This is a genomic window from Williamsia maris (assembly GCF_024171815.1).
In the GTDB taxonomy this organism is placed as follows: Bacteria; Actinomycetota; Actinomycetes; order Mycobacteriales; family Mycobacteriaceae; genus Williamsia_A; species Williamsia_A maris.
Genome location: NZ_JAMTCJ010000003.1, coordinates 774,943 through 794,665 on the forward strand (window position 1 = coordinate 774,943; position 19,723 = coordinate 794,665).

19 protein-coding genes and 1 pseudogene are annotated in these 19,723 nt (G+C 68.8%); 11 read left to right on the forward strand and 9 right to left on the reverse strand.

Annotated elements, in window-relative coordinates; translation table 11 throughout:
- Window positions 1-20: 20 nt before the first annotated feature.
- The 5 genes and pseudogenes from LX13_RS23600 to rplN all read right to left on the reverse strand — a co-directional run.
- Window positions 21-125 (reverse strand): annotated as a pseudogene (locus LX13_RS23600) (type IV toxin-antitoxin system AbiEi family antitoxin domain-containing protein); the annotation flags it as partial.
- A 119-nt stretch (window positions 126-244) separates the two neighbouring features.
- On the reverse strand, window positions 245-430 hold the full coding sequence (locus LX13_RS17140; protein ID WP_011778599.1) for a type Z 30S ribosomal protein S14: 186 nt from the start codon (window positions 428-430) through the stop codon (window positions 245-247).
- A gap of 1 nt (window position 431) precedes the next feature.
- Entirely contained in the window at window positions 432-1,013 is a 582-nt protein-coding gene (gene rplE, locus LX13_RS17145) for a 50S ribosomal protein L5 (protein ID WP_188489405.1), read from the reverse strand.
- A 1-nt stretch (window position 1,014) separates the two neighbouring features.
- Window positions 1,015-1,332, reverse strand: coding sequence for a 50S ribosomal protein L24 (gene rplX, locus LX13_RS17150; RefSeq protein ID WP_188489402.1), 318 nt, complete (start codon window positions 1,330-1,332; stop codon window positions 1,015-1,017).
- A 1-nt stretch (window position 1,333) separates the two neighbouring features.
- Window positions 1,334-1,702, reverse strand: coding sequence for a 50S ribosomal protein L14 (rplN, locus tag LX13_RS17155; RefSeq protein WP_188490507.1), 369 nt, complete (start codon window positions 1,700-1,702; stop codon window positions 1,334-1,336).
- A gap of 261 nt (window positions 1,703-1,963) precedes the next feature.
- Between rplN and LX13_RS17160 the strand changes: the two genes are divergently transcribed.
- From LX13_RS17160 to LX13_RS17190, 7 genes are all read left to right on the forward strand, one after another.
- Window positions 1,964-2,803 carry an ABC transporter ATP-binding protein gene (locus LX13_RS17160; protein WP_253662484.1) on the forward strand — a complete coding sequence of 280 codons (840 nt, stop codon included), beginning with the start codon at window positions 1,964-1,966 and terminating at the stop codon, window positions 2,801-2,803.
- Entirely contained in the window at window positions 2,800-4,392 is a 1,593-nt protein-coding gene (locus LX13_RS17165) for a hypothetical protein (RefSeq protein WP_253662485.1), read from the forward strand. Before LX13_RS17160 ends, LX13_RS17165 begins: the two co-directional genes overlap by 4 nt.
- Before the next feature lie 118 nt (window positions 4,393-4,510).
- On the forward strand, window positions 4,511-4,795 hold the full coding sequence (locus LX13_RS17170) for an excalibur calcium-binding domain-containing protein (protein WP_253662486.1): 285 nt from the start codon (window positions 4,511-4,513) through the stop codon (window positions 4,793-4,795).
- A gap of 80 nt (window positions 4,796-4,875) precedes the next feature.
- The gene (locus tag LX13_RS17175; RefSeq protein ID WP_253662487.1) at window positions 4,876-6,273 is read left to right on the forward strand and encodes an AIM24 family protein; all 1,398 of its coding nucleotides are present in this window, start codon (window positions 4,876-4,878) and stop codon (window positions 6,271-6,273) included.
- A 69-nt stretch (window positions 6,274-6,342) separates the two neighbouring features.
- Window positions 6,343-7,524: an endonuclease domain-containing protein gene (locus LX13_RS17180; RefSeq protein ID WP_253662488.1), complete on the forward strand. Its 1,182-nt coding sequence runs from the start codon at window positions 6,343-6,345 to the stop codon at window positions 7,522-7,524.
- Window positions 7,521-8,198, forward strand: a complete 678-nt coding sequence (locus LX13_RS17185; protein ID WP_253662489.1) for a hypothetical protein — start codon at window positions 7,521-7,523, stop codon at window positions 8,196-8,198. Before LX13_RS17180 ends, LX13_RS17185 begins: the two co-directional genes overlap by 4 nt.
- A 1-nt stretch (window position 8,199) precedes the next feature.
- Complete coding sequence (locus LX13_RS17190) at window positions 8,200-11,454, forward strand: helicase HerA domain-containing protein (protein ID WP_253662490.1); 3,255 nt, start codon at window positions 8,200-8,202, stop codon at window positions 11,452-11,454.
- 13 nt (window positions 11,455-11,467) lie between these two features.
- Here LX13_RS17190 and LX13_RS17195 read toward each other — a convergent pair whose 3' ends face one another.
- The 4 genes from LX13_RS17195 to LX13_RS17210 all read right to left on the reverse strand — a co-directional run bounded on the left by LX13_RS17195 (window position 11,468) and on the right by LX13_RS17210 (window position 14,624).
- A complete protein-coding gene (locus LX13_RS17195) occupies window positions 11,468-12,829 on the reverse strand; it encodes an LLM class flavin-dependent oxidoreductase (RefSeq protein WP_253662491.1) in 1,362 nt (453 codons plus the stop codon).
- A 126-nt stretch (window positions 12,830-12,955) separates the two neighbouring features.
- Window positions 12,956-13,249, reverse strand: a complete 294-nt coding sequence (locus LX13_RS17200; RefSeq protein ID WP_253662492.1) for a hypothetical protein — start codon at window positions 13,247-13,249, stop codon at window positions 12,956-12,958.
- 193 nt (window positions 13,250-13,442) lie between these two features.
- Window positions 13,443-13,736, reverse strand: a complete 294-nt coding sequence (locus tag LX13_RS17205; RefSeq protein ID WP_253662493.1) for a hypothetical protein — start codon at window positions 13,734-13,736, stop codon at window positions 13,443-13,445.
- A 147-nt stretch (window positions 13,737-13,883) separates the two neighbouring features.
- Complete coding sequence (locus LX13_RS17210; protein ID WP_253662494.1) at window positions 13,884-14,624, reverse strand: SDR family NAD(P)-dependent oxidoreductase; 741 nt, start codon at window positions 14,622-14,624, stop codon at window positions 13,884-13,886.
- A 140-nt stretch (window positions 14,625-14,764) separates the two neighbouring features.
- Between LX13_RS17210 and LX13_RS23545 the strand changes: the two genes are divergently transcribed.
- From LX13_RS23545 to LX13_RS17230, 4 genes are read left to right on the forward strand one after another with little or no spacing between them, the layout of a single operon-like run.
- A complete protein-coding gene (locus LX13_RS23545; protein WP_253662495.1) occupies window positions 14,765-16,150 on the forward strand; it encodes an O-antigen ligase family protein in 1,386 nt (461 codons plus the stop codon).
- Window positions 16,060-17,115 (forward strand): glycosyltransferase family 4 protein, encoded by a 1,056-nt coding sequence (locus LX13_RS17220; RefSeq protein ID WP_253662496.1) that lies wholly within the window; start codon window positions 16,060-16,062, stop codon window positions 17,113-17,115. The genes LX13_RS23545 and LX13_RS17220 overlap by 91 nt, the downstream gene beginning before the upstream one ends.
- Window positions 17,116-17,165: 50 nt before the next feature.
- Window positions 17,166-18,614, forward strand: a complete 1,449-nt coding sequence (locus LX13_RS17225) for an oligosaccharide flippase family protein (protein ID WP_253662497.1) — start codon at window positions 17,166-17,168, stop codon at window positions 18,612-18,614.
- Complete coding sequence (locus LX13_RS17230) at window positions 18,611-19,696, forward strand: glycosyltransferase family 4 protein (RefSeq protein WP_253662498.1); 1,086 nt, start codon at window positions 18,611-18,613, stop codon at window positions 19,694-19,696. The genes LX13_RS17225 and LX13_RS17230 overlap by 4 nt, the downstream gene beginning before the upstream one ends.
- The last annotated feature ends 27 nt before the right edge of the window (window positions 19,697-19,723 follow it).

Below are 19,723 nucleotides of genomic sequence, written 5' to 3' on the forward strand. Positions count from 1 at the left end.
TCGCGCCGCGCGTACCAGCCGGGGCGCAGCCGTGTCAGGTCACCCGCTGCGACCGCCCGCCGGATCTGGGCGTCGGTCGCACCGCCGTTCTTGAGCTGCGCCGTCGAGAACACCCCGTCACCCATACGGTTTGGACGTCGGAACGACCCGATGAGATCCACTGAGATCGTCAGCGGAGCCAGACATGACAAAGGCCCGAGTCCGTGAGGACTCGGGCCTTTGTCAGCAGATCAGTGGTGCAGTGTCACCAGCTCGACTTCTGCACGCCGGGGAGCTCACCCGCGTGCGCCATCTCGCGCAGGCAGATACGGCACAGGCCGAACTTGCGGAACACCGCGTGCGGGCGACCGCAGCGGTTGCAGCGCGTGTAGCCGCGGACCTTGAACTTCGGCTTCTTGTTGGCCTTGTTGACCAGAGCCTTCTTTGCCATGTCAGTTGTCCTTCACGCTGTTGTCTTTGAACGGGAAGCCGAGGTGACGCAGCAGCGCACGGCCTTCGTCGTTGGTGGTGGCCGACGTGACGACGGTGATGTCCATACCGCGCGGGCGGTCGATCTCGTCGATGTCGATCTCGTGGAACATCGACTGCTCGTTCAGACCGAACGTGTAGTTGCCGTTGCCGTCGAACTGCTGGTCGGACAGACCGCGGAAGTCGCGGATACGGGGAAGCGCGATCGACACGAGCCGATCGAGGAACTCCCACATCCGGTCGCCACGCAGCGTGACGCGCGCACCGATGGGCATGCCCTCGCGCAGCTTGAACTGTGCGATGGACTTGCGGGCGCGGCGGATCTCGGGCTTCTGGCCGGTGATCAGAGCGAGGTCCTTGACCGCGCCGTTGATCAGCTTCGCGTCGCGGGCGGCGTCACCGACACCCATGTTCACGACGACCTTGACGACGCCGGGGATCAGCATCACGTTCTCGAACTTGAACTCTTCGTTCAGCGCGTCCTTGATCTCGGAGCGGTAGCGCTCCTTGAGCCGGGGCTGAACCTTGTTCTCGGTGGTGGTCATGTCAGATGTCCTTCCCGTTCTTGCGGGAAATGCGCACGTTCTTGCCGGTGTCGGCGTCCCGGCGGTAGCCGACGCGAGTCGGGTTGCCCTCGGAGTCGACGACCATCACGTTGGAGACGTGGATGGCGGCCTCGGTGACGACGATGCCGCCCGAGGAGGCGCCGCGCTCGGACTGTGCTGCGGAGGTGTGCTTCTTGATGCGGTTGACGCCCTCGACCAGGACCCGGTTACGCGTGGGGTAGGACTCGATGACCTTGCCCTTCGCGCCCTTGTCCTTGCCCGAGATGACGATCACAGTGTCGCCCTTGTGAACCTTCATGTCAGAGCACCTCCGGAGCCAACGAAACGATCTTCATGAAGCGCTTCTCGCGCAGCTCGCGACCGACGGGTCCGAAGATGCGGGTTCCGCGGGGGTCGGTGTCACTCTTGAGGATGACAGCGGCGTTCTCGTCGAAGCGGATGTACGAACCATCCGGACGACGGCGCTCCTTGGTGGTGCGGACGATGACGGCCTTGACGACCTCGCCGCGCTTGATGTTGCCGCCGGGAATGGCGTCCTTGACGGTGGCGACGATGACGTCACCGATGCCGGCGTACCGGCGTGACGAGCCTCCGAGCACGCGGATGCACAAGATTTCCTTGGCACCCGTGTTGTCGGCGACCCGCAGGCGTGACTCCTGCTGGATCACTGTTGATCTCCTCGACCTGGATTGTTTTGCCCGCCGGATTTCCGACCCGACGCGCACGGTCCGTTGCCGCCGTTCACACGCCTGACCACGGCCTGAAGCGGCCGCGAAGGGTTCGTGCTCTGGTTTGCGACACAACCGTGCCGCAGGCAACCGGTCAAGTGTAGGGGAAACCGCAGGTCGCAACCAAATCCATGGCCCGCGGGCACCGATTGTGATTCGCTGGGCGAACGAGTTCGACACCGCCGACCGAAGGACGACCCCGTGTACCCCGAGTATCCCGCACCGGCCGACCCGCGGCCGGACGGAGCCGGAACGGTCGCACCCGCGCTCGAGACCCGTGAGCTCACCAAGGTCTACGACGGGGCGAACGCGGTCAACGCCGTGAGCCTGTCGGTCCCCGCGGGCTCGCTGTACGGGCTCGTGGGTGCGAACGGTGCGGGCAAGACCACCCTGCTGTCGATGGCGACCGGGCTGCTGCGCCCGACGCACGGTTCGGTGTTCATCGACGGCCACAACGTGTGGTCCGATCCGGTGGGCGCGCGGGGTCGGGTGGGCCTGCTGCCCGACGGCCCGACGATGTCGGAGGCGCTGCCCGGGCGCATCGCGCTGCGTTACGTCGGCGTACTGCAGGGGCTCGCCCCGGAGGTGGCCGACGCGCGCGCCGACGACCTGATGGGCGTCTTCGACATCGCCGGGAGCGCGGACAAGCCGGTCAGTTCCTACTCGGCGGGCATGAAGAAGAAGATCGGCCTGGCCGCCGCATTGATCCACTCCCCCTCCCTGCTCGTGCTCGACGAACCGTTGGAGGCGGTCGACCCGGTGTCGGCGGTGACGATCCGCGAGATCCTGACCCGGTTCACCGTGACCGGCGGCACGGTGATCCTGTCGAGTCACTCGATGTCGTTGATCGAGCAGATCTGCACGCACGTCGCGATCCTCAACCGTGGCACCCTCGTCGTCTCCGGCGACACCGCGCAGGTGCGGGCGGGCACCAGCCTGGAGTCGATCCTGGTCGACACCGTGGGAAAGACCCCGGATCCCGGCGGCCTCGGACTCGACTGGCTCGGCAGCGCACCTCCGACCGACCGGGACGACCGATGACACTCGCGCCGCCGCGTGCCACGCCGAGCGGGTCGTCGCGACAGACCGTGTCGGCCCTCGTGGACCTGGACAGGGCCATCCGCCGCGCCAGTCCCGCCCCGCGAGGACTCCGCATCCTGGGCGGCGTCCTCGCGGTGTTCGTCCTGGTCGGGATAGCGGCGTTGGTGATGACGGCCGATGCCGGATCCGCTCGACGCACCACTGCGGCCGTCGTCTGCTTCGTCGTCGTCGGCGCGCTGTGCGTGGCGCCGTTGATCGCGAGCCGCCCGACCGGGGTGAGTCCCGTCGACGTACGACATCTACCGGTGTCTGCGACCGCGCTGCGTGCCGCGTCGATCCGTTCCGTACTGCGCGGGCCCGGGCTGATCTTCGAGGTCGTGGCACTCCTGGTGGTCCCGCTGGCCTGGTTCACCGATCCGTCGGCGAGGACCACTGCGTCCGTCTTCGCGACCGCGGCCGTCATCCCCCTGGCCGGCATCGGCGTGATCGGCCCCCGGGTCCTCGGGCTGACCTACGCCCAGGCGATGCGCAGCCAGATCGGCCGCATCGTCTCGACGGTCCTCGGCGTCGCCGCGATCGCCGGCATCTACGTCGTCTACCTGCTGCTCACCCAGGGGGTCATCGATCCGGCAAACCGCGGCCTGCAGATCGCGGCCCGCGTCGTGCCCACCGGGTGGCCGGTCGTCGCAGGTGAGGCTGTCGATTCCGGACGCTGGTGGCTCGCGGTGATCGTGGTGCTCGGTCTTGCCGCAGTCGCCCTCGGGATCCACCGACTGTGGTCCGGGCGCATCGACACCGCCATGTACTCCGACGCGGTCACCTCCGCATCGCGGTCGAGAACGCGGGGACCACGTCGGCCGGTCACCGCATCCCCCACGGTTCTCGTGCTGCGCACCGAGGCACGGATGCTCCTCACCGATCCGCAACGCCTGGGGTTGGCGATCATGCCGCTCGCCTTCATCGTCGTCGGTGTGGTGCTGATGCTGACCAGCGCCGACGTCTACGGGATGCAGTACGGCGCACCCCTGGTCGTCTTCATGTGTGGCTCGATGCTGGCCAACACCTACGGGCTCGACCGGTGGGGCTTCGCCCTCCTGGTCACCTCGCCGGCGGCGGCTCCGCTGGTCATCCGCTCCCGCATGATCCTGGCGGCGTCGATCGCGGTTCCGATCGGTGTCGTCGGGACGGTCGTGGCTCGCCTCGTGCGGCACACCGATCCCTCGACGTGGCCGGTCGCCGCCGCCGTCATCGTCGCCGGGACGATCACCGCGTCGGGCATGGCCGCGCTCCTGCCGGCGCTGAGCCCGTATCGGGTGCCGCCCGGGTCGTCGATCTCATCGATGAGTTCGCGCGGCTCGATGACGACCGCGAGCTTCGGATACTCCCTCGCCGCGGTGGCCGCGATGGGCGCGTTGTGCGTGCCCGGGATCGTCATCGGGCTCCTCGTCGACGGGCCGGCCGCCTACCTCGCGGTCGTCGTGCAGCTCGCCGTCGGCCTTCCCGCGCTCGTCCTCGCCCATCGCGTCGCGGTCCGCCTGGTCGCGCAGCGTGGTCCGGAGATCCTCACGGCGGTCACAGCGACGAGCTGACCGGCCACCCACTGTCGGCCGATCAGATGACGTTCGCCGAGAAATACAGAGCAGAACCGCGACGACCCGCTATCTTTCGATCGCCTGAGATCGTTCGTCATCGAGAAGTGAGCATGTCGTGAAACTGAATACCCTGAGCCGTGTCGCCATCGCCGTGGGCTCCGCCTGCCTGCTGACGCTGGGCACGATGGCCACGGCCGCACCGGCCTCGGCCGCGACGAAGTACAGCAACTGCTCGCAGCTCAACCGCAGCTTCTCCCACGGCGTCGGCCTGCCCGGCGCGCGGGACAAGGTGTCCGGGAACAAGCGCGCGGTGACGAACTACCGAACCGACGCCGCAACCTACAAGCAGAACAAGGGCCTTGACCGCGACAGGGACGGCATCGCCTGCGAGAAGAAGTGACCCCGCTTCTCTGACACGTCGGGCACCGTCCGGCGACTCACGATTTCTGGAACACTGGTCGCCGTGTACGGGAATCGATCATGACCAGCCTGTCCCGAGGTGAGAACCGGCCGTTGCCGGCACCGGGGGTCGCAGTCACGGTGTCGTCGACCACCTCGCTGGACGTCTCGGCGTTGCTGCTCGGCGAGAACGGTGCGGTCCGCTCCGACGCCGACCTCATCTTCTTCAACAACCCGGTCGGCCCGGGCGTCGAGTACCGCCATGGTCGGGGCGCGGGTGACGTGGTCGCCATCGACACCACCGCGCTGCCCGCCGACGTGTCCACGGTCGTGGTCACGGCCAGCCTCGACGGCTCGGGACCCACGACGTTCGCAGGCGCCGGACAACTCGTCGCCACCGTCACCTCCTCGGGTGATCCGCTGACCTTCGAGGTGTCCGGACTGACCACCGAGGCCGCACTGGTCTGCGTCGAGGTCTACCGCCGCAACGGCGCGTGGAAGGTCCGCGCCGTCGGGCAGGGCTACGACGACGGCCTGGCCGGCATCGCCACCGCCTTCGGTATCGACATCGAGGACGAGCCCGCGCCTGCGCCCACTCCCCCACCCGTCGCGCCGCCCACACCCCCGCCGGCGCCGTCGAGTCCCGCTGCCGCACCGACCTATTCGGCACCGACACAGTCCTACGCGGCCGCAGCGCCGTCGTCCCCTCCGCCCAGCCCGCCCCACAACCAGGGAGTCCCGCCCATGCAGAGCGAACTGTTCGCACCCCAATTCGCCGAGTCGACCGAACCCGGGATCCAGAAGCAGGGCAGCAAGATGGCCAAGGTCGCTCTCAACGGCGACGTGATGGCGCGAACCGGATCGATGGTCGCCTACCAGGGCGACCTGAAGTTCGAGGCCCTCGGCGCGGGCGGCATCGGCAACATGATCCGGCAGCGACTCTCCGGCGAGGGGGTCCCGCTGATGAAGGTCGTCGGACGCGGAGACCTGTTCCTGGCCAACGCTTCCTCCGACGTTCACCTCATCGACCTCGACGGGTCCGACGGCCTGACCATCAACGGCGCCAACGTCCTCGCCTTCGAGTCGACGCTGTCGTACACGATCGGCCGGGTCCAGGGCGCCGCCGCGGCGAGCAACGCCGGACTCTTCAACTGCGTGTTCACCGGCCGCGGCCGCATCGCGATCACCACCGACGGGACCCCGGTCGTACTCAACGTCGACCAGCCGACCTTCGCCGACCCGCAGGCCGCGGTGGCCTGGTCGTCGAGCCTGAGAACCGGTGTCAAGCAAAATGATTCGTTCAACCTCGGCACCCTGATCGGGCGCAGCACCGGAGAGCGGTTCACCCTCTCGTTCTCCGGGCAGGGCTTCGTCATCGTCCAACCATCCGAACTCCCGCCCGGCGGGATGATCGGCGGCACCGGCGCCGGCGAGCAGTCCGGTGTCGGCGGAGCGCTGGGCGGCCTGCTCGGCCGCTGACACGGCTCGTCTCGACTCGCCGATCCGGCGACAGGGTTCCACGGTCCGCGCCGATCGTGAACCACGGCAATGCAATCGGGGGTGTACCTGCAGGTGGTCGATCGTTCGAGTCGCGCGGCCCGCATCGTGGACATGGGTGTGAGCGCGCCGCTGGCCACGATCCCGCGCGGACGGGTCGTCGATCTCGTGGGCTCGGATCTGCTCTCCTTCGAGGCCACCGCGGACCCGTCCCCCGATCACTCCCCCGTGGCCGTCTCCGTGGTGATCGACCGGCCGATGTCGCTGGCGCGGACCGTCGACGATGTCGTGCGGGCGTTGGCCGCGGCGGTGGTGGACCTGTTCCCGACGTGGCTCCTCGACGACGAATCCCCCGATCCGCCTGGGTATCTCGACCCCGCCACGGCCACCCGGTTGGTCCGCCTTGTGGCCTCGCGCAGCGGACATTCGATGCCTGCCCTCACCGTTCTGACACAGGCGGGACGGTCCGGTCGGCTCCGCCTCGGCGAGCTGGCGCCCGAGACCCTGGCCCGCGAGTGCGCCCTGCTGCTCGCGACCACGTACCGGCGCACCCATGTCTGCCTCGCCGTGACCCGAGCCGACCCCGCCCCTGACGACGCCGATCCGGTCCCCGACGCGTGGACGCTGGACGACCAGCGCGTGGTGGCCACGGCCTGCGAGTGGTTGACCCGGCACGCGGACGTCGCGGTCTGCCTCGTCGGCGACCCACTGCCGGCGATCGACCGCTTCACCCCCGTGCCGTGGGCGACGCCGTCGGCCGACGCCGCGCGCGCTGTCGAGACAGTCGATGCCGACGACACGATGGGCACCGGCGTGAGCGTTCGACTGCCCGCCGTCTCGGGTCGGCCGCATCCTGCCAGCGTCGCCGAACAGCGTCTGCACGCCTACCTCGCGCAGCACGTATGGTCGTCCGGAGCACGGTGGAACGAGGCCTTCGCGCCCGATCCACTCGCCGCACCCATCCGTGTCGACATCGTCTGGCCCCACGCACGATGTGTCGTGGAGATCGACGGAGACGACCACCGCAGCGTCGCCAAATACGCCGCAGATCGCAGGCGCGACAACATGTTGCAACTCGCGGGGTACACCGTCTACCGCTTCACCAACCGCGAGGTGCTCGACGACGTCTCGTTGGTCGCCGACGTCATCGAACGCGGCCTGCGGGGGCGTATCGGCGCCGCGGCATCGGCAATGACAGCAGCACATCCCAACGGAGAGGCACACCACCGGTGACATCGATCGAATTGACCGCGGGCGAGGCGACGATCCTGTTCGTCCTGATGGCCGAAGGGCGCGACGTCGCCAACACCGAACTCAAGGCGTTCGGCCCGGAGCTGACCAAGCCGTCGCGGGAGAAGCTCAACCGAGCCGGCCTCGTGCACAGCGAGCTCGTCTCCCGTCGGTATCTCCACACCCTGACCGACGACGGATGGGCCTGGTGTGCGGCACATCTCGGCGCCGACGCCCCGGGTCGCGCCCAGCCGTCGAGTCGAGCGTTGTTCACCGTCCTGCAGGGACTCGATCGCCACCTGCGTCGCAGCGACACCCTCATCTCCGAGGTGTTCGCCCCCCGCACGCCGACCGTCCCGCAGAACGCCACCCCCGCCGCGCCCGACGCCGCCACGACCGCGGTCGCACCGGCTTCCGACATCGACCAGCGGATCCGCGACGCCTATCACCGGCTGACACGTCGCCCGGGCGGGTGGGTCGGCCTTCTCGCGCTGCGTACGGAGCTGTCCACCGTAGATCACGCCGAGATCGACGACGCGCTGCTGCGTCTGCACCGGGTACCGGGATTCAACGTCATCCCGGAGGAGAACCAGAAGACCCTCACCCCCCAAGACCGGGCCGCCGCGGTGTCGATCGGCGGCCAGGCAAGCCATCTCATCGCGATCGAGGAGGTCTGAGATGACGCAGATCCCGACCACCGAGGACCTCTCGGCCCTGAAATCCATCCGGCTCTCGTGGGCACCGACTCCCGACGACGTCTGGCGCCCGCAGTCGGAACTGCACGTGCCGGGTATGCACGAACGGGCGTTGAGCCACACGCTCGAAGCCTTCGACGACGCACGCCGTAGCGACGATTCCAGTCCGCTGGGTGTCGTTGTGACCGGTCCCGCCGGGACCGGCAAGACCCATCTGCTGGCGCAGGCACGTGAGGCGGTCCAGCAACAGGGCGGCTATTTCTTCCTCATCGGCCTGCTCGACGGCAAGAGCTTCTGGCGTTCGATCCTCATCGGCCTCCTGGACGATCTGATGCGACCCGCACCGGGCCACGTAAGTCAGCACGTCAAACTCCTCGCCGAACTCGCCGACGTCGCTCAGGTCGATGCCCCCACCAAGGCCGCGGTCGTGGGTGAGGCGCCCGTGACACCCGAGATCCTCGACACCTTCGTCACAGCTGTGTTCGCCGAGCGCCCGCGGTATCGGCGCCGCGCTCAGCATGCTCTGCGGGCGCTGGTCCTGTGGGCCGCCGCCGACCCGTTCGTGCAGGAACTCGGCGACGCCTACCTGCAGGCCATCAGCGACATCGATCCCTCTGAGTTCACGCCGTGGGGAATCCGGCAGGCAGAGTTGGGATATCAGGGGATCTCCGAGGCCATCTCCCGTCTGATGTCGCTGACCGGTCCGACGATGCTCGCCATCGACCAGATCGACACCCTGCTGGCGCAGTCACGAACTGCGACGGGATCCGGCACCGGCGACGACTCGGAAGACCGCCTGCTGGAGGAGGTCGCACACGGTTTGATGTCGCTGCGCCAGACGATGAGTCGCACGGTCTCGGTGGTGTCCTGTCTCCCGGCGGCATGGGATTCCCTCGTCACCCACGCGACAGCGTCGGTGACCGATCGGTTCCGCATCGCCCCGATGTTGCAACGCATACCCGATGCCGAGATCGCCCGTTCCATTCTGGCCCGTCGCTTTCGGCAGAGCTTTGCGACCGTCGGCTTCACGCCTCCGTACCCCACGTGGCCGATCGCTGCCGAGGCCTTCGAAACTGCTCTGGACATGACACCGCGGCGCGTGATGATTCTCGCCGATCGGCACATCAGGCGTTGTGTGGACGGCGATTCCGTGACCGAGCTGACGACTTTCGCCGATTCGGACCCCACTGAGGAAGCCGTGTCGATCACGTCCTCCGATTCGGAGTTGAGCGTGCTCGACCGTCGATTCGCAGAATTGACCGACCGGTTCGACGTCGACACGGTCATGTCCGAGGAGAACGAGGACCGCGAGTTCCCGTCCTTGCTCGCAGCGGGTTTCAGCTCGTGGATCGCGGAGCGGACCGGGCAGCGAGAGACGTTCACCTTCGACCCGAGCCAGAGCAGTTCCCCGCCACTACACGGTCGACTGAAGTGCGATCTGGACGAGAACGACAATCAGCAGCACTGGGCCTTCCGGGCCGTCGCGGCCCAGCATCCGCGGGCGGCGCTGAACCGCATCCAGAAGGCCAGCGCGGCCGTCGGTCTGACGGCTGGGGTCCCGCAGCGCGGTATCACGCTCATTCGGAACACCTCGTGGTCGTCAGGGCCCAAGACGCAGGAGACCCTCGGCGAGTTCGAGAAGGCCGGCGGCAGGATCCGGTCGATCTCGCGGCAGGACGTGGGCGCGCTCGGTGCCCTCCGAACCTTTCTGGCGGAGAACCCTGTGGGGCTCAACGACTGGTTGAGCACCCGCCGTCCCGCGCACGGGATCACGCTGTTCGCGCAGACGCTGCCCGCGATCGACGAGCACCCGGGTGACACCGCCGTCGCGGCGCCCCCGACAGCGTCCCCGACAGCGTCCCCGACAGCGTCCCCGACGACCACCGAAACAGCCCCCGCCGAACCGGCGACCACCGACACCGGCACCCCGGCAACCGAAGACGTCGACGAGCCGACGACGTCGCCGCAACCGGCCACACCGTCGGAACCAGTTGTCGCCGAACAGGAGCCGTCGGCCACGGAGATCGTCGTGGGGACTGCGTCGTCGTCGGGCCGCGATGTCAGTGTCTCGCTGGAGGCGCTGCGCAAACACGTCGCCATCTTCGCCGGGTCCGGCTCGGGCAAGACCGTGCTGATCCGCCGCCTCATCGAGGAGTGCGCGGTCGCCGGGGTGTCGGCGATCGTGCTCGACGTCAACAACGACCTCGCGCGGCTCGGCGAGCAGTGGCCCGAGGGCAGTCGGGAGTGGCCGCCACGCGACCGACAGCTCGCCGACGACTACTTCGCCCACACCGAGGTCATCGTGTGGACACCGCGCCGGAGCGCGGGGCGCCCGTTGAGCTTTCAACCGCTCCCGGATTTCTCGAGTGCGCTCGACGATGCCGACGAGTTCGACGCCGCGGTCGATTCGGCACTGGCTTCCCTGGAACCGCAGGCGGTCGCGCGCGGCGCCAAGGCCAAGCACTCGCAGGCGGTGCTGCGGCAGGCCGTCCAACACTTCGGACGCAACGGCGGTGGTGGCCTCTCGGATCTGGTTGCGCTGCTGGAGGACTTCCCGGCCGAGGCGAGCAAGATGCGCAACGCATCAGGCATCGCCGCCGACCTGGCCGAGAACCTCAAGGCGGCGATCGCCAACGATCCGATGTTCGGCGGCCAGGGCACCCCGGTCGACCCCGGTGTGCTGTTGACGCCGTCGGAGGGCAAGCGGGCGCGGGTGTCGGTCATCAACCTGGCCGGGCTGACCGCCGACGAGACCAAGCAGAACTTCGTCAACCAGCTCCAGATGGGGTTGTTCGCGTGGATCAAGAAGAACCCGGCCGGCGACCGCCCGCTCGGTGGGCTGCTGGTGATGGACGAGGCGCAGAACTTCGCGCCGTCGGGCGCCATGACCACGGCGACCCACAGCACGTTGGCGCTGGCGTCGCAGGCCCGCAAGTACGGCCTCGGTCTGGTCTACGCGACACAGGCCCCGAAGGGGCTGCACAACAGGATCTCCGGCAACGCGTCCACGCAGTTCTACGGCCTGCTCACCGCGCCGACGCAGATCGCGGCCGCGCAGGAGCTGGCGAAGATGAAGGGCGGCACACTGGCCGACCTCGCGCGCCTGCCGTCGGGCCGGTTCTACGCCGCGATCGAGGGCGGCGGGTTCACGCAGGTACAGACCCCGCTGTGCGTGTCGTACCACCCGAAGAGCCCGCCCACCGAAGAAGAGGTCATCGCCATCGCCCGCCGGTCCTGAGGCACTGCGCGACCTACTGGTTCCCGAAGACGCCGCGGTAGGCGGCCGCCGGGTGGGTGTCGGGGAGACGGTCGCGTCCCGACGATTTCCGTCGAGAGGTGCCCTCGGCGTACTCCCGCTTGGCCAGTCCGCGGTCGCGCAGGACCGGCATGACGTGATCGATGAACTCCTCGTAGCTGCCCGGGATGGTGGAGTTCACCACGTTGATCCCACCGACACCGGCGGCTCGCCAGTCCTCGAGCACGTCGGCGATGGTCTCCGGTGTTCCGACGACACGGCCTGAGCGGCTGCGGATCTCGGCCAGATCCCGCACCGTCGGCTCGCGATCGGTGATGGCCTCCTTCACCCAGGCCAGCGTGCTGCGGTTGCCCTCCGCCTCGATCTCGCCGATCGGGGTGTCGAGATCGTAGGAGCCGAGGTCGAACCCCATGCCGCCGGCCGCGTGGGCGATGATCGTGGTCGGATCGATGAACTCGTCGAGCTCGGCGGCCTTGCGGGTCGCCTCCTCCTCGGTGCTGCCGATGACGAACGACAGGCCCTGGAAGAACTGGAGATCGTCCGGTGCGCGGCCGGCGTCGGTGACGAGCGTGCGCGTGTCGGCGATCAGTGCCTTCGCGGCCCGCGGATTCGGCGACATGATGAACTGCGCCTCGGCATTACGGGCGGCGAAGCCACGACCCGCCGGCGACGAGCCGGCCTGGAACAGCACCGGGGTCCGCTGCGGCGACGGCGCCACCAGATGCGGTCCCTCCACCCGGTACCGCTCCCCGACGTGGTTGATCTTGTGGACCTTGTCGAAGTCCGCGTGCAGACCGGACTTCTTGTCCGCGACGAGCGCCCCGTCGTCCCACGAGCCCTCCCAGAGCTTGTAGACCACGTCGACGTACTCATCGGCCCACCGGTATCGGTCGTCATGTCCGGTGATGTCGTCGTAGCCGAAGTTGCGCCACGCGTTGGCCGACTGGCTCGTCACGATGTTCCAGGCGATCCGACCGTTCGACGCTTGATCCAGGGTCGACATCATCCGGGCGAACTGGAACGGATGCGTCTGCAGGATGGAGCTGGTGACCGCGATGCCGAGGTGCTCGGTCGCGTAGGCGATGGCCGACGCGAGGACCGTCGGATCGTTGCTCGGGATCTGCAGACCGGACTCGACGAACTTGCGCCACGACCCCTGGTAGTCCCCGTAGAGCCCCACCACGTCGGCGAAGAAGATGTAGTCGAACGTCCCCGCCTCCAGCGTCCTCGCCAGCGACACCCAGTGCTCGAGTGAATTGAAGTCGCTCTGGCGCGCCTCCGGGAGCCGCCACGCGCCGTGCGTGATGTGCGACGTCGTGTTCATGACGAATGCGGAGAACTGCAGCGGAGTGGTCATCGGAGTCCACGCTACGGCGGACCCGTCACGGGCACACGAGAGGCGATCGAGCTGAGTCGAAGTGTCAGGACAGCAGCAGGGCCGGACACCTGTGGTGTCCGGCCCCACGCGGGCAATCCTGCGGTCTTATCGGCCCAGCGGGATCCAGAAGCCGAAGAACCAGAAGCCCCACCCGTGGTGGTGCTGGTCGAAGACCGGTGTCACCCGATGACCCTGGTAGTTGAACGGCCGGTGGTCCGGGCGGCTGACCGGACCGGGCTGGGCGAACGGTGCGCCGTTGCCGCGGAACTCCTGCTGGGTGTTCTGGTGCGGACCCTGCGGTGCGGCGGACGCCATGCCGGCACCGGCGCCCAGAGATGCGAGCGCGATGCCGCCCGCGAGTGCCGATCCGATGACGATCTTCTTGAGCTTCATTCCCATGTCCCCTCGTGACCACCGGAGTTCCGGTGAACCGTCTGTGGTTGTCGACTGACTGACGACTTCGGCAAACGTAGGAGCCGAACCTGTCAGGCATCTGCCGGTCACGCTGTCAACAGGCTGTCAACCGCCGGTTGCACTCGCAGACTGGGCTTTTCGGGCATCTCGACCGTTGTCGGATCCGGCGACGTCGGGATCAGTGCGCGATCGGGATCCAGAAGCCGAAGAACCAGAACCCCCAGGCGTGGTGGCTCTGATCGAAGACCGGTGTCACGTGCTGCCCCCGGTAGGTGAACGGCTTGTTGTCGGGTCGACGGACGGGTCCCGGCTGCGAGACCGGGGTCACCGGGGCGCTCTGCACGTACTGCTGTGTGGTGCTCTGGGCGGGGGCATGCGGCGCTGCCGCTGCCACACCCGCTCCCGCGCCGAGCGATGCGAGTCCGACTCCACCGGCGACCACGGTCCCCATCACGATCTTCTTGATTCTCATGGCTTTCCTCAACTACGTCGTGCGATTCTCGTGAATCGCTCTGTGCCGCGGCCACTTCGACCGACCGAGCACCACGGTAGGAACCCGCCCTGCGAGGGGGCTGGGTGTGCGGCTGTGAGGGTGCTGTGAGCGACGCGAGGAGCCTGGTCAGTCGGCGCTTCGACCGTTGTCGGCGGCGATCACGGCGCCGTGGACGGCCTTCGCGGCGTCGCCGGCGAGAAAGGCGATCATCTCGGCGACATCGGACGGTTCGGACATCCCGCGTGGTGAGGCGGTGCGCATCACGAGGTTCACGTCGGCGCCGTCGGGGAACACGAAGTTCGTCACCTGAGGCGTCAGCATCCCGCCCGGGCACACCGCGTTGACCCGGATCTGCGAGGCACTGAACTCCACCGCGAGTGCCCGCGTCAGTCCGACCAGCCCGTGTTTGGCGGCGCAGTAGCCGGCCGAGTACGCCTGCCCCTGCGTGCCCGCGGTCGACGCCACGTTGACGATGCTGCCGTTCGTCGCGAGGAGGTGCGGCAGCGCGGCCCTGGTCAGGAAGAACGGCCCGTTGAGGTTGACCGCGAGGTCGGCGGCCCACTCGTCGTCGGTGACCGACGCGGTGTGTCGCATGGTGTGGGCGCCCGCGACGTTCACCAGGGTGTCGAGTCGGCCGAAACGCGCCACGCAGTCGGCGATCGCGTCGGCACAGGCCTGCGCCGAGGAGATGTCCACGGCCGCATACCCTCCGGAGCCGACCGACTCGTGGACCTCGCGGAGACGGTCGACGTCGCGGGCGATGCCGAGGACGGTCGCGCCCTGCGCTGCGAACAGTGCGACCGTGGCCGCGCCGAGCCCCGAGGATGCGCCGGTGATCAGGGCGACCTTGCCCTCGAGTGTGGCCATCGCCACACCCTAGCCACGGCGTCGGTTGCCCGGACCGGGGTGAGGCTTGATTCACTAGAGCAAACTTTCTTTGCTGATTGGCCACGACTCCTCCGTGGGCACGCAAAGATGGGACCGGGCGGCCAGGAAGGTGGTGAGGAGTGCAGATCGCCGTGATCGTGGTGGGCGCCGTGATCGCGGTCGCTGCGCTCTGCTGGATCTATCGCCGACCGCAGCGCGGCGTGCTCCTGCTCGCGGCGTTGACACCGCTGCACGGTCTGCTCGCGATCGCGCCGGTTCCCGGGATCGCCTCGGCGTGGAAAGAGGGCCTGGTCCTGGTGACGGCCGTCTTCGCGTGGATCCACCGCGGTGTCGCAGCCCGACATCCCGGCCCTCGACTCCACCTCCCGTGGTGGCCGGCCGCGGCCATCTTCGTCGCCTACGGCACCGTCTCGGGACTCGCGTTCTTCGGCATCGCCGGGGTGGTCGCCATCAAGGTCACCTTCTTCTATCTGACGGTCGTGGGGATCCTGTGGCTCACGCCGTTCGACGCGCGCGACCGCGACGTCCTGGTCAGCGTCATCATGGGCATGGGCGCCCTGGCCACCGTCGTCGGCATCGTGCAACAGATCGTCGGTCCGGGCGCGCTGGTGAACCTGGGCTACGAGTTCGGGCAGCAGGTCCGGACCACCGGAGGCTTCTTCCGGACGTTCAGCACCTTCAACCAGCCGTTCGGATTCGGCCTGTACGTGATGATGGCGCTGCTGGTCGGCGGCGCCGTCGCGCTCGCCGAACCGCGTCGACGGCGCAACCTGCTGTTCCTCTGTTTCTCCCCTGTCATGGCCGCCGCGATGGCCACCTCGGTCGTCCGCGCGGCGATCCTCGGACTGCTGGTCGGCGCCATCTGGCTGACGATCCTGCGGTTCCGGGCGCTGGCCTGGCCGCTCGTCGCCGTCGCCGCACTGGGCGCGGTGACGCTCCCCCTCCTGCCGTCCGGGGCGTCGAAGATCTTCTTCTCCTCCAGCAGCCTGGGGCAGCGCGGTTCCGGGTGGAGCGACATCATCTCGAGCATCCTCGTCCACCCCGTGGGTCAGGGCCTGGGTGCGAGCGGCGCGGCCGCCGATCGCATCTCGACCGCGGAGGGCACCGCGACGCAGGCCGTGTCGACCGCCGGAGGAGTCGCCCAGGGCATGTCCAGCAACTACCAGCCGGACAACTACTACGTGAAGATGCTCCTCGAACTCGGCCCACTGGGGCTGTGGGCCTTCCTCGCGCTGATCGTGACGGCACTCATCTGGTGTGTTCAGCTCTCCCGTCGGATACCCGGCCGGGACGGGGCACTCGCGCTCGGGGTCAGCGCGTCCATCGTCGCCGCCATGGTGGCCAGCCTGGTGGCCACCTATTTCGAGATCTTCCCGCTGGACGTCTATTTCTGGTTGCTGTTAGGAGTGATGGGATGCGCCGCAGCGCAACACAGTTCACATTCGGTGCGCTCGCACTCCGACCCGGGGGAAGTGGAGTCCAGACCTACATCCGTGAGCTCCTGAACGAACTGCCCGCCCGGCTCGGCGACGCTCGACTCTCGGCGTTGGTCCAGAGCGATGCGGTGGTCGATCTGCCCGACGAGATCACCCCGGTCCGGCGACCGGTCGCGGGCGGGGTCGTCCGTGCGGCGTTCGGCGCGCTGCCCACGACCGGTTGCGACGTGTTCCACGGGCTCGACGTCGACATCCCCCTGTTCGGTCCCGCCGTCACGGTCGCGACGGTGCACGATCTCTCCGTACTGGACATGCCGTCGGCGTCGAGTCGCTTTCGCGCCGCAGGTGAGTCGGTGCTCGTCCGACGGGCGCTACGCAAAGCCGATGTGCTGGTGGCGGTCTCGGAGTTCACCGCCGAGCGGATCGCGGCGGTGAGCGGGCGCGACGCCGTGGTGGTCGAGCTCGCGCCGGCCGCGTGGGCCCGCCCGGCGACCGAGTCCGAGGTGTCGGCCGTTCGCGTCAAATACGATCTGCCGGAACAGTTCATCATGCAGGTGGGCACGGTCGAGCCGCGCAAGAACGTGGGGTTGGTCGCCGAGGCCGCCGACGAGCTCGGCGTCCCGTTCGTCCTCGCGGGCGCAGGATCGAAGGGGCCGTCGGCGCCGACCACCGCCCGCGGACTCGGCTACGTCGACGTCGCCGACCTACCCGCGCTCTACGGTGCGGCCACCGTCACCGCCTACGCGTCGGTGTACGAGGGTTACGGACTGCCGCCCGTGGAGGCGATGGCGTGCGGCGGCGCCGTCGTCGCCAGCGCGGTCGGTGCGCTGCCCCAGGTCGTCGGTGACGGGGCCGTGCTCGTCGGGCCCGACCGTGTCGCGGACTGGGTCGACGCGCTGCGTCCCCTGGTCCGGGAGTCCGCGGCGCGCGCGGAACTCTCCGACCGCGCGATGCGCCACGCCGCCGGCTTGACCTGGGCCACAACCGCAGAACGCACCGTCGCGGCGTATCGCGACGTGGGGCTGTCTTGGTAAGCCTCGATCCCGCGAGCCAGGGGGCTCATCCGACACCGGATCCGCGCACGGTGGCGTCCGACACCGGGGCGGCGACGCGCGCGACGATGGCCATGCTGGCCAGTCGGGTCGTGATCGCCGCACTCGGCTGGGTCGGCAGCGTGATCATCGCGCGGACGCTGTCACCCGAGGGTTGGGGGCACTACAGCTTCGTCTTCGCGCTCCTCGGACTGATGGCGATCTTCACCGACCTCGGTGTCGGCCGCGCGGTCCTGGCCCGGTTGATCAGCGACGACAAGGACGATGTCGCGCTGACCGCGTCGGCGTTCATCGCACTGCGGGTGGTCCTCGGGCTCGTCGGTTACATCGTCTCGGTCGCCTACGTGGTGATCCTGCAGTATCCCGGCGAGGTGATCCGGGCGACCGCGGTGGCCGGGCTCGTCGTCGTGGTCGCGACACCGGGACACGCCCTGACGGTGTTGTTCCAGAGTCGACACCGGCTCGTGCTCACCGCGGTCGCCGAGAGCCTCGGGCAGGCGATCCAGCTGGCCGTCACCATCGCGGCGGTGCTGATGGCCCCCTATCTGTTGATCTTCGTGCTCGCGCCGGTGCTCAACGAGCTCATCGCGTTGACCATGAAGGCGGTGGGGATCGCTCGCGCATCGAGCGGCCTACGACCCGCCCGCCGCATCGAGTTCGACCGCTGGCGCTCGATGCTGCGCGACGCGGCGCCGCTGGCCATCGGTTTCGCACTCACCGTCGCGCTGCTGAAGATCGACGTGCTGATGCTCAGCCTGCTCGACACCTTCGATGCCGTCGGCATGTACTCGATCGGCTACAAGTTCTCCGACATCATCGACACGTTCGCGCTCGCCGCGGCCGGCCCCGTCAGCACGTTGTTGGTCGCGGCGTGGCCCGACCAACACGACGTCTTCCGTCGTCGGACGCGCTCGGCAGCCCTGTTGTTCGCGCTGGCGGGCGCCCTGGCCGTCGCCGCGTTCTGGCCGTCGGCCGAGCAGATCATCGAACTGCTCTACGGCGAAAGGTTCGTCCCGGCCGCGGCGGCGTCGCGCCTGCTGGTCGTGGGTGCGGCCCTGATGTCGCTGATCGTTCTGGGCATCTACCTCCTCGCCGCGGCGGGCAAGCAGCGGCACTATCCGCTCGTCGCGGTCGGGGGCCTCGTGCTCAACGTGGTCGCCAACGTCATCCTCATCCCCCGGATGTCCTACGACGGTGCCGCGATCGCCACGGTGGTGACCCTGGCCGCCGTCGCCGTCGTGCTGTGGGTGGTGGTCGCCCGGGTCATGCCGATCAGGGCTCTGCTCCCGCTGGGTCCGATGACCGTCCTCGTGATCGCCACCGTCGTGGTGTGCGTGGTCGGCACGCAGATCGTCGGCGTCGTGCCCTGGCCGGTCGTCTCCGCCGCGGCGGTCCTGGCGATCCTGGGCCCCGCGGTGGTGTTCCGAAAGGCGGCCGGCGCCCCGCCGCCGCGTCATTCACGGAGGAGGCCGATGCGATGACCGAGACACGACGAATCGTCTTCGTGGCCAGTTCCGGACAGGTGTCGGGCGCGGAGAAGGTGATGGCGGACCTGGTCGTCGAGGCCCAGCGCACCGGCTACGACGTGGTGGTGGCCTGCCCGGACGGGCCACTGACCGGCGTGTTACCCGCCGACGCAACCCATCTCGCGATCCCCTCGCTCGGTCTCGCGGGCGAGTCCGGGCTCGCCCGCGTGGCGGCGATGGCTCGACTCGTGGCGCGATGGGTGGCGGCTGGTCGCCGGCTCGCCCCGTTGGTGCGCGACCCTGCCACCGCGACGGTCGTCAACTCGCTGTTCGCGTTGCCCGCCCTGCGGGTCGCGCACCCCCCGAACGGCGTGTCCTGGTTGGTGCACGACACAGTGGTCAGCGCCAAGCAGCGCGCCGTGGTGCGTCTGAGCGCGCCTGCGGTGCGGTTGGCGGTCGCGGTGTCCGAGGCGACCGCCGCTCCCCTGCGCGCGGCGGGTCTGACCGTCGAGGTGGCGCACAACGGGGTGCGGTGGCCCGTCCCCGATTTGTTCACCGACCTGCACCGACCGCCGGTGGTCGGGATGCTCGCGTTGCTGACGCCGTGGAAGGGACACCGCGTGCTCCTCGACGCCGCGGGACGGTTGCCCGGGATCGAGGTGGAACTGGCCGGTGGGAGTTTCCCCGGCGACGTCGACTACGTGTCCGAACTCGAGGAACGTGCGTCGCGGCCGGATCTCGCGGGCCGTGTGCGCTTCCTCGGACACACCGACCCGCAGGCGGCGCTGCGCCGATGGGACATCGTCGTCTCGGCCAGTACGTCACCGGAGGCGGGTCCGTTGTCGGTGCTCGAGGCGATGTCGCACGGGCTCCCCGTGATCGGCACCGACCATGGCGGGACCTCCGAGTTCCTGTGCGACGGGGCCGGGGTGTTGGTCGCTCCCTCCGACCCCCGGGCACTGGCTTCGGCCATCGAGAACCTCGTCGACGACGACGGCCTCCGGCGCTCGGTGGCCCGCACCGGACGGCAGCGGGTGGCCGATCGTCACGATCTCGCCGCGACGCTGCCCGCCATGTTGACGACCCTTCTGTCCTGACCGTCAGTTCGGATCGCCATCGGCCCG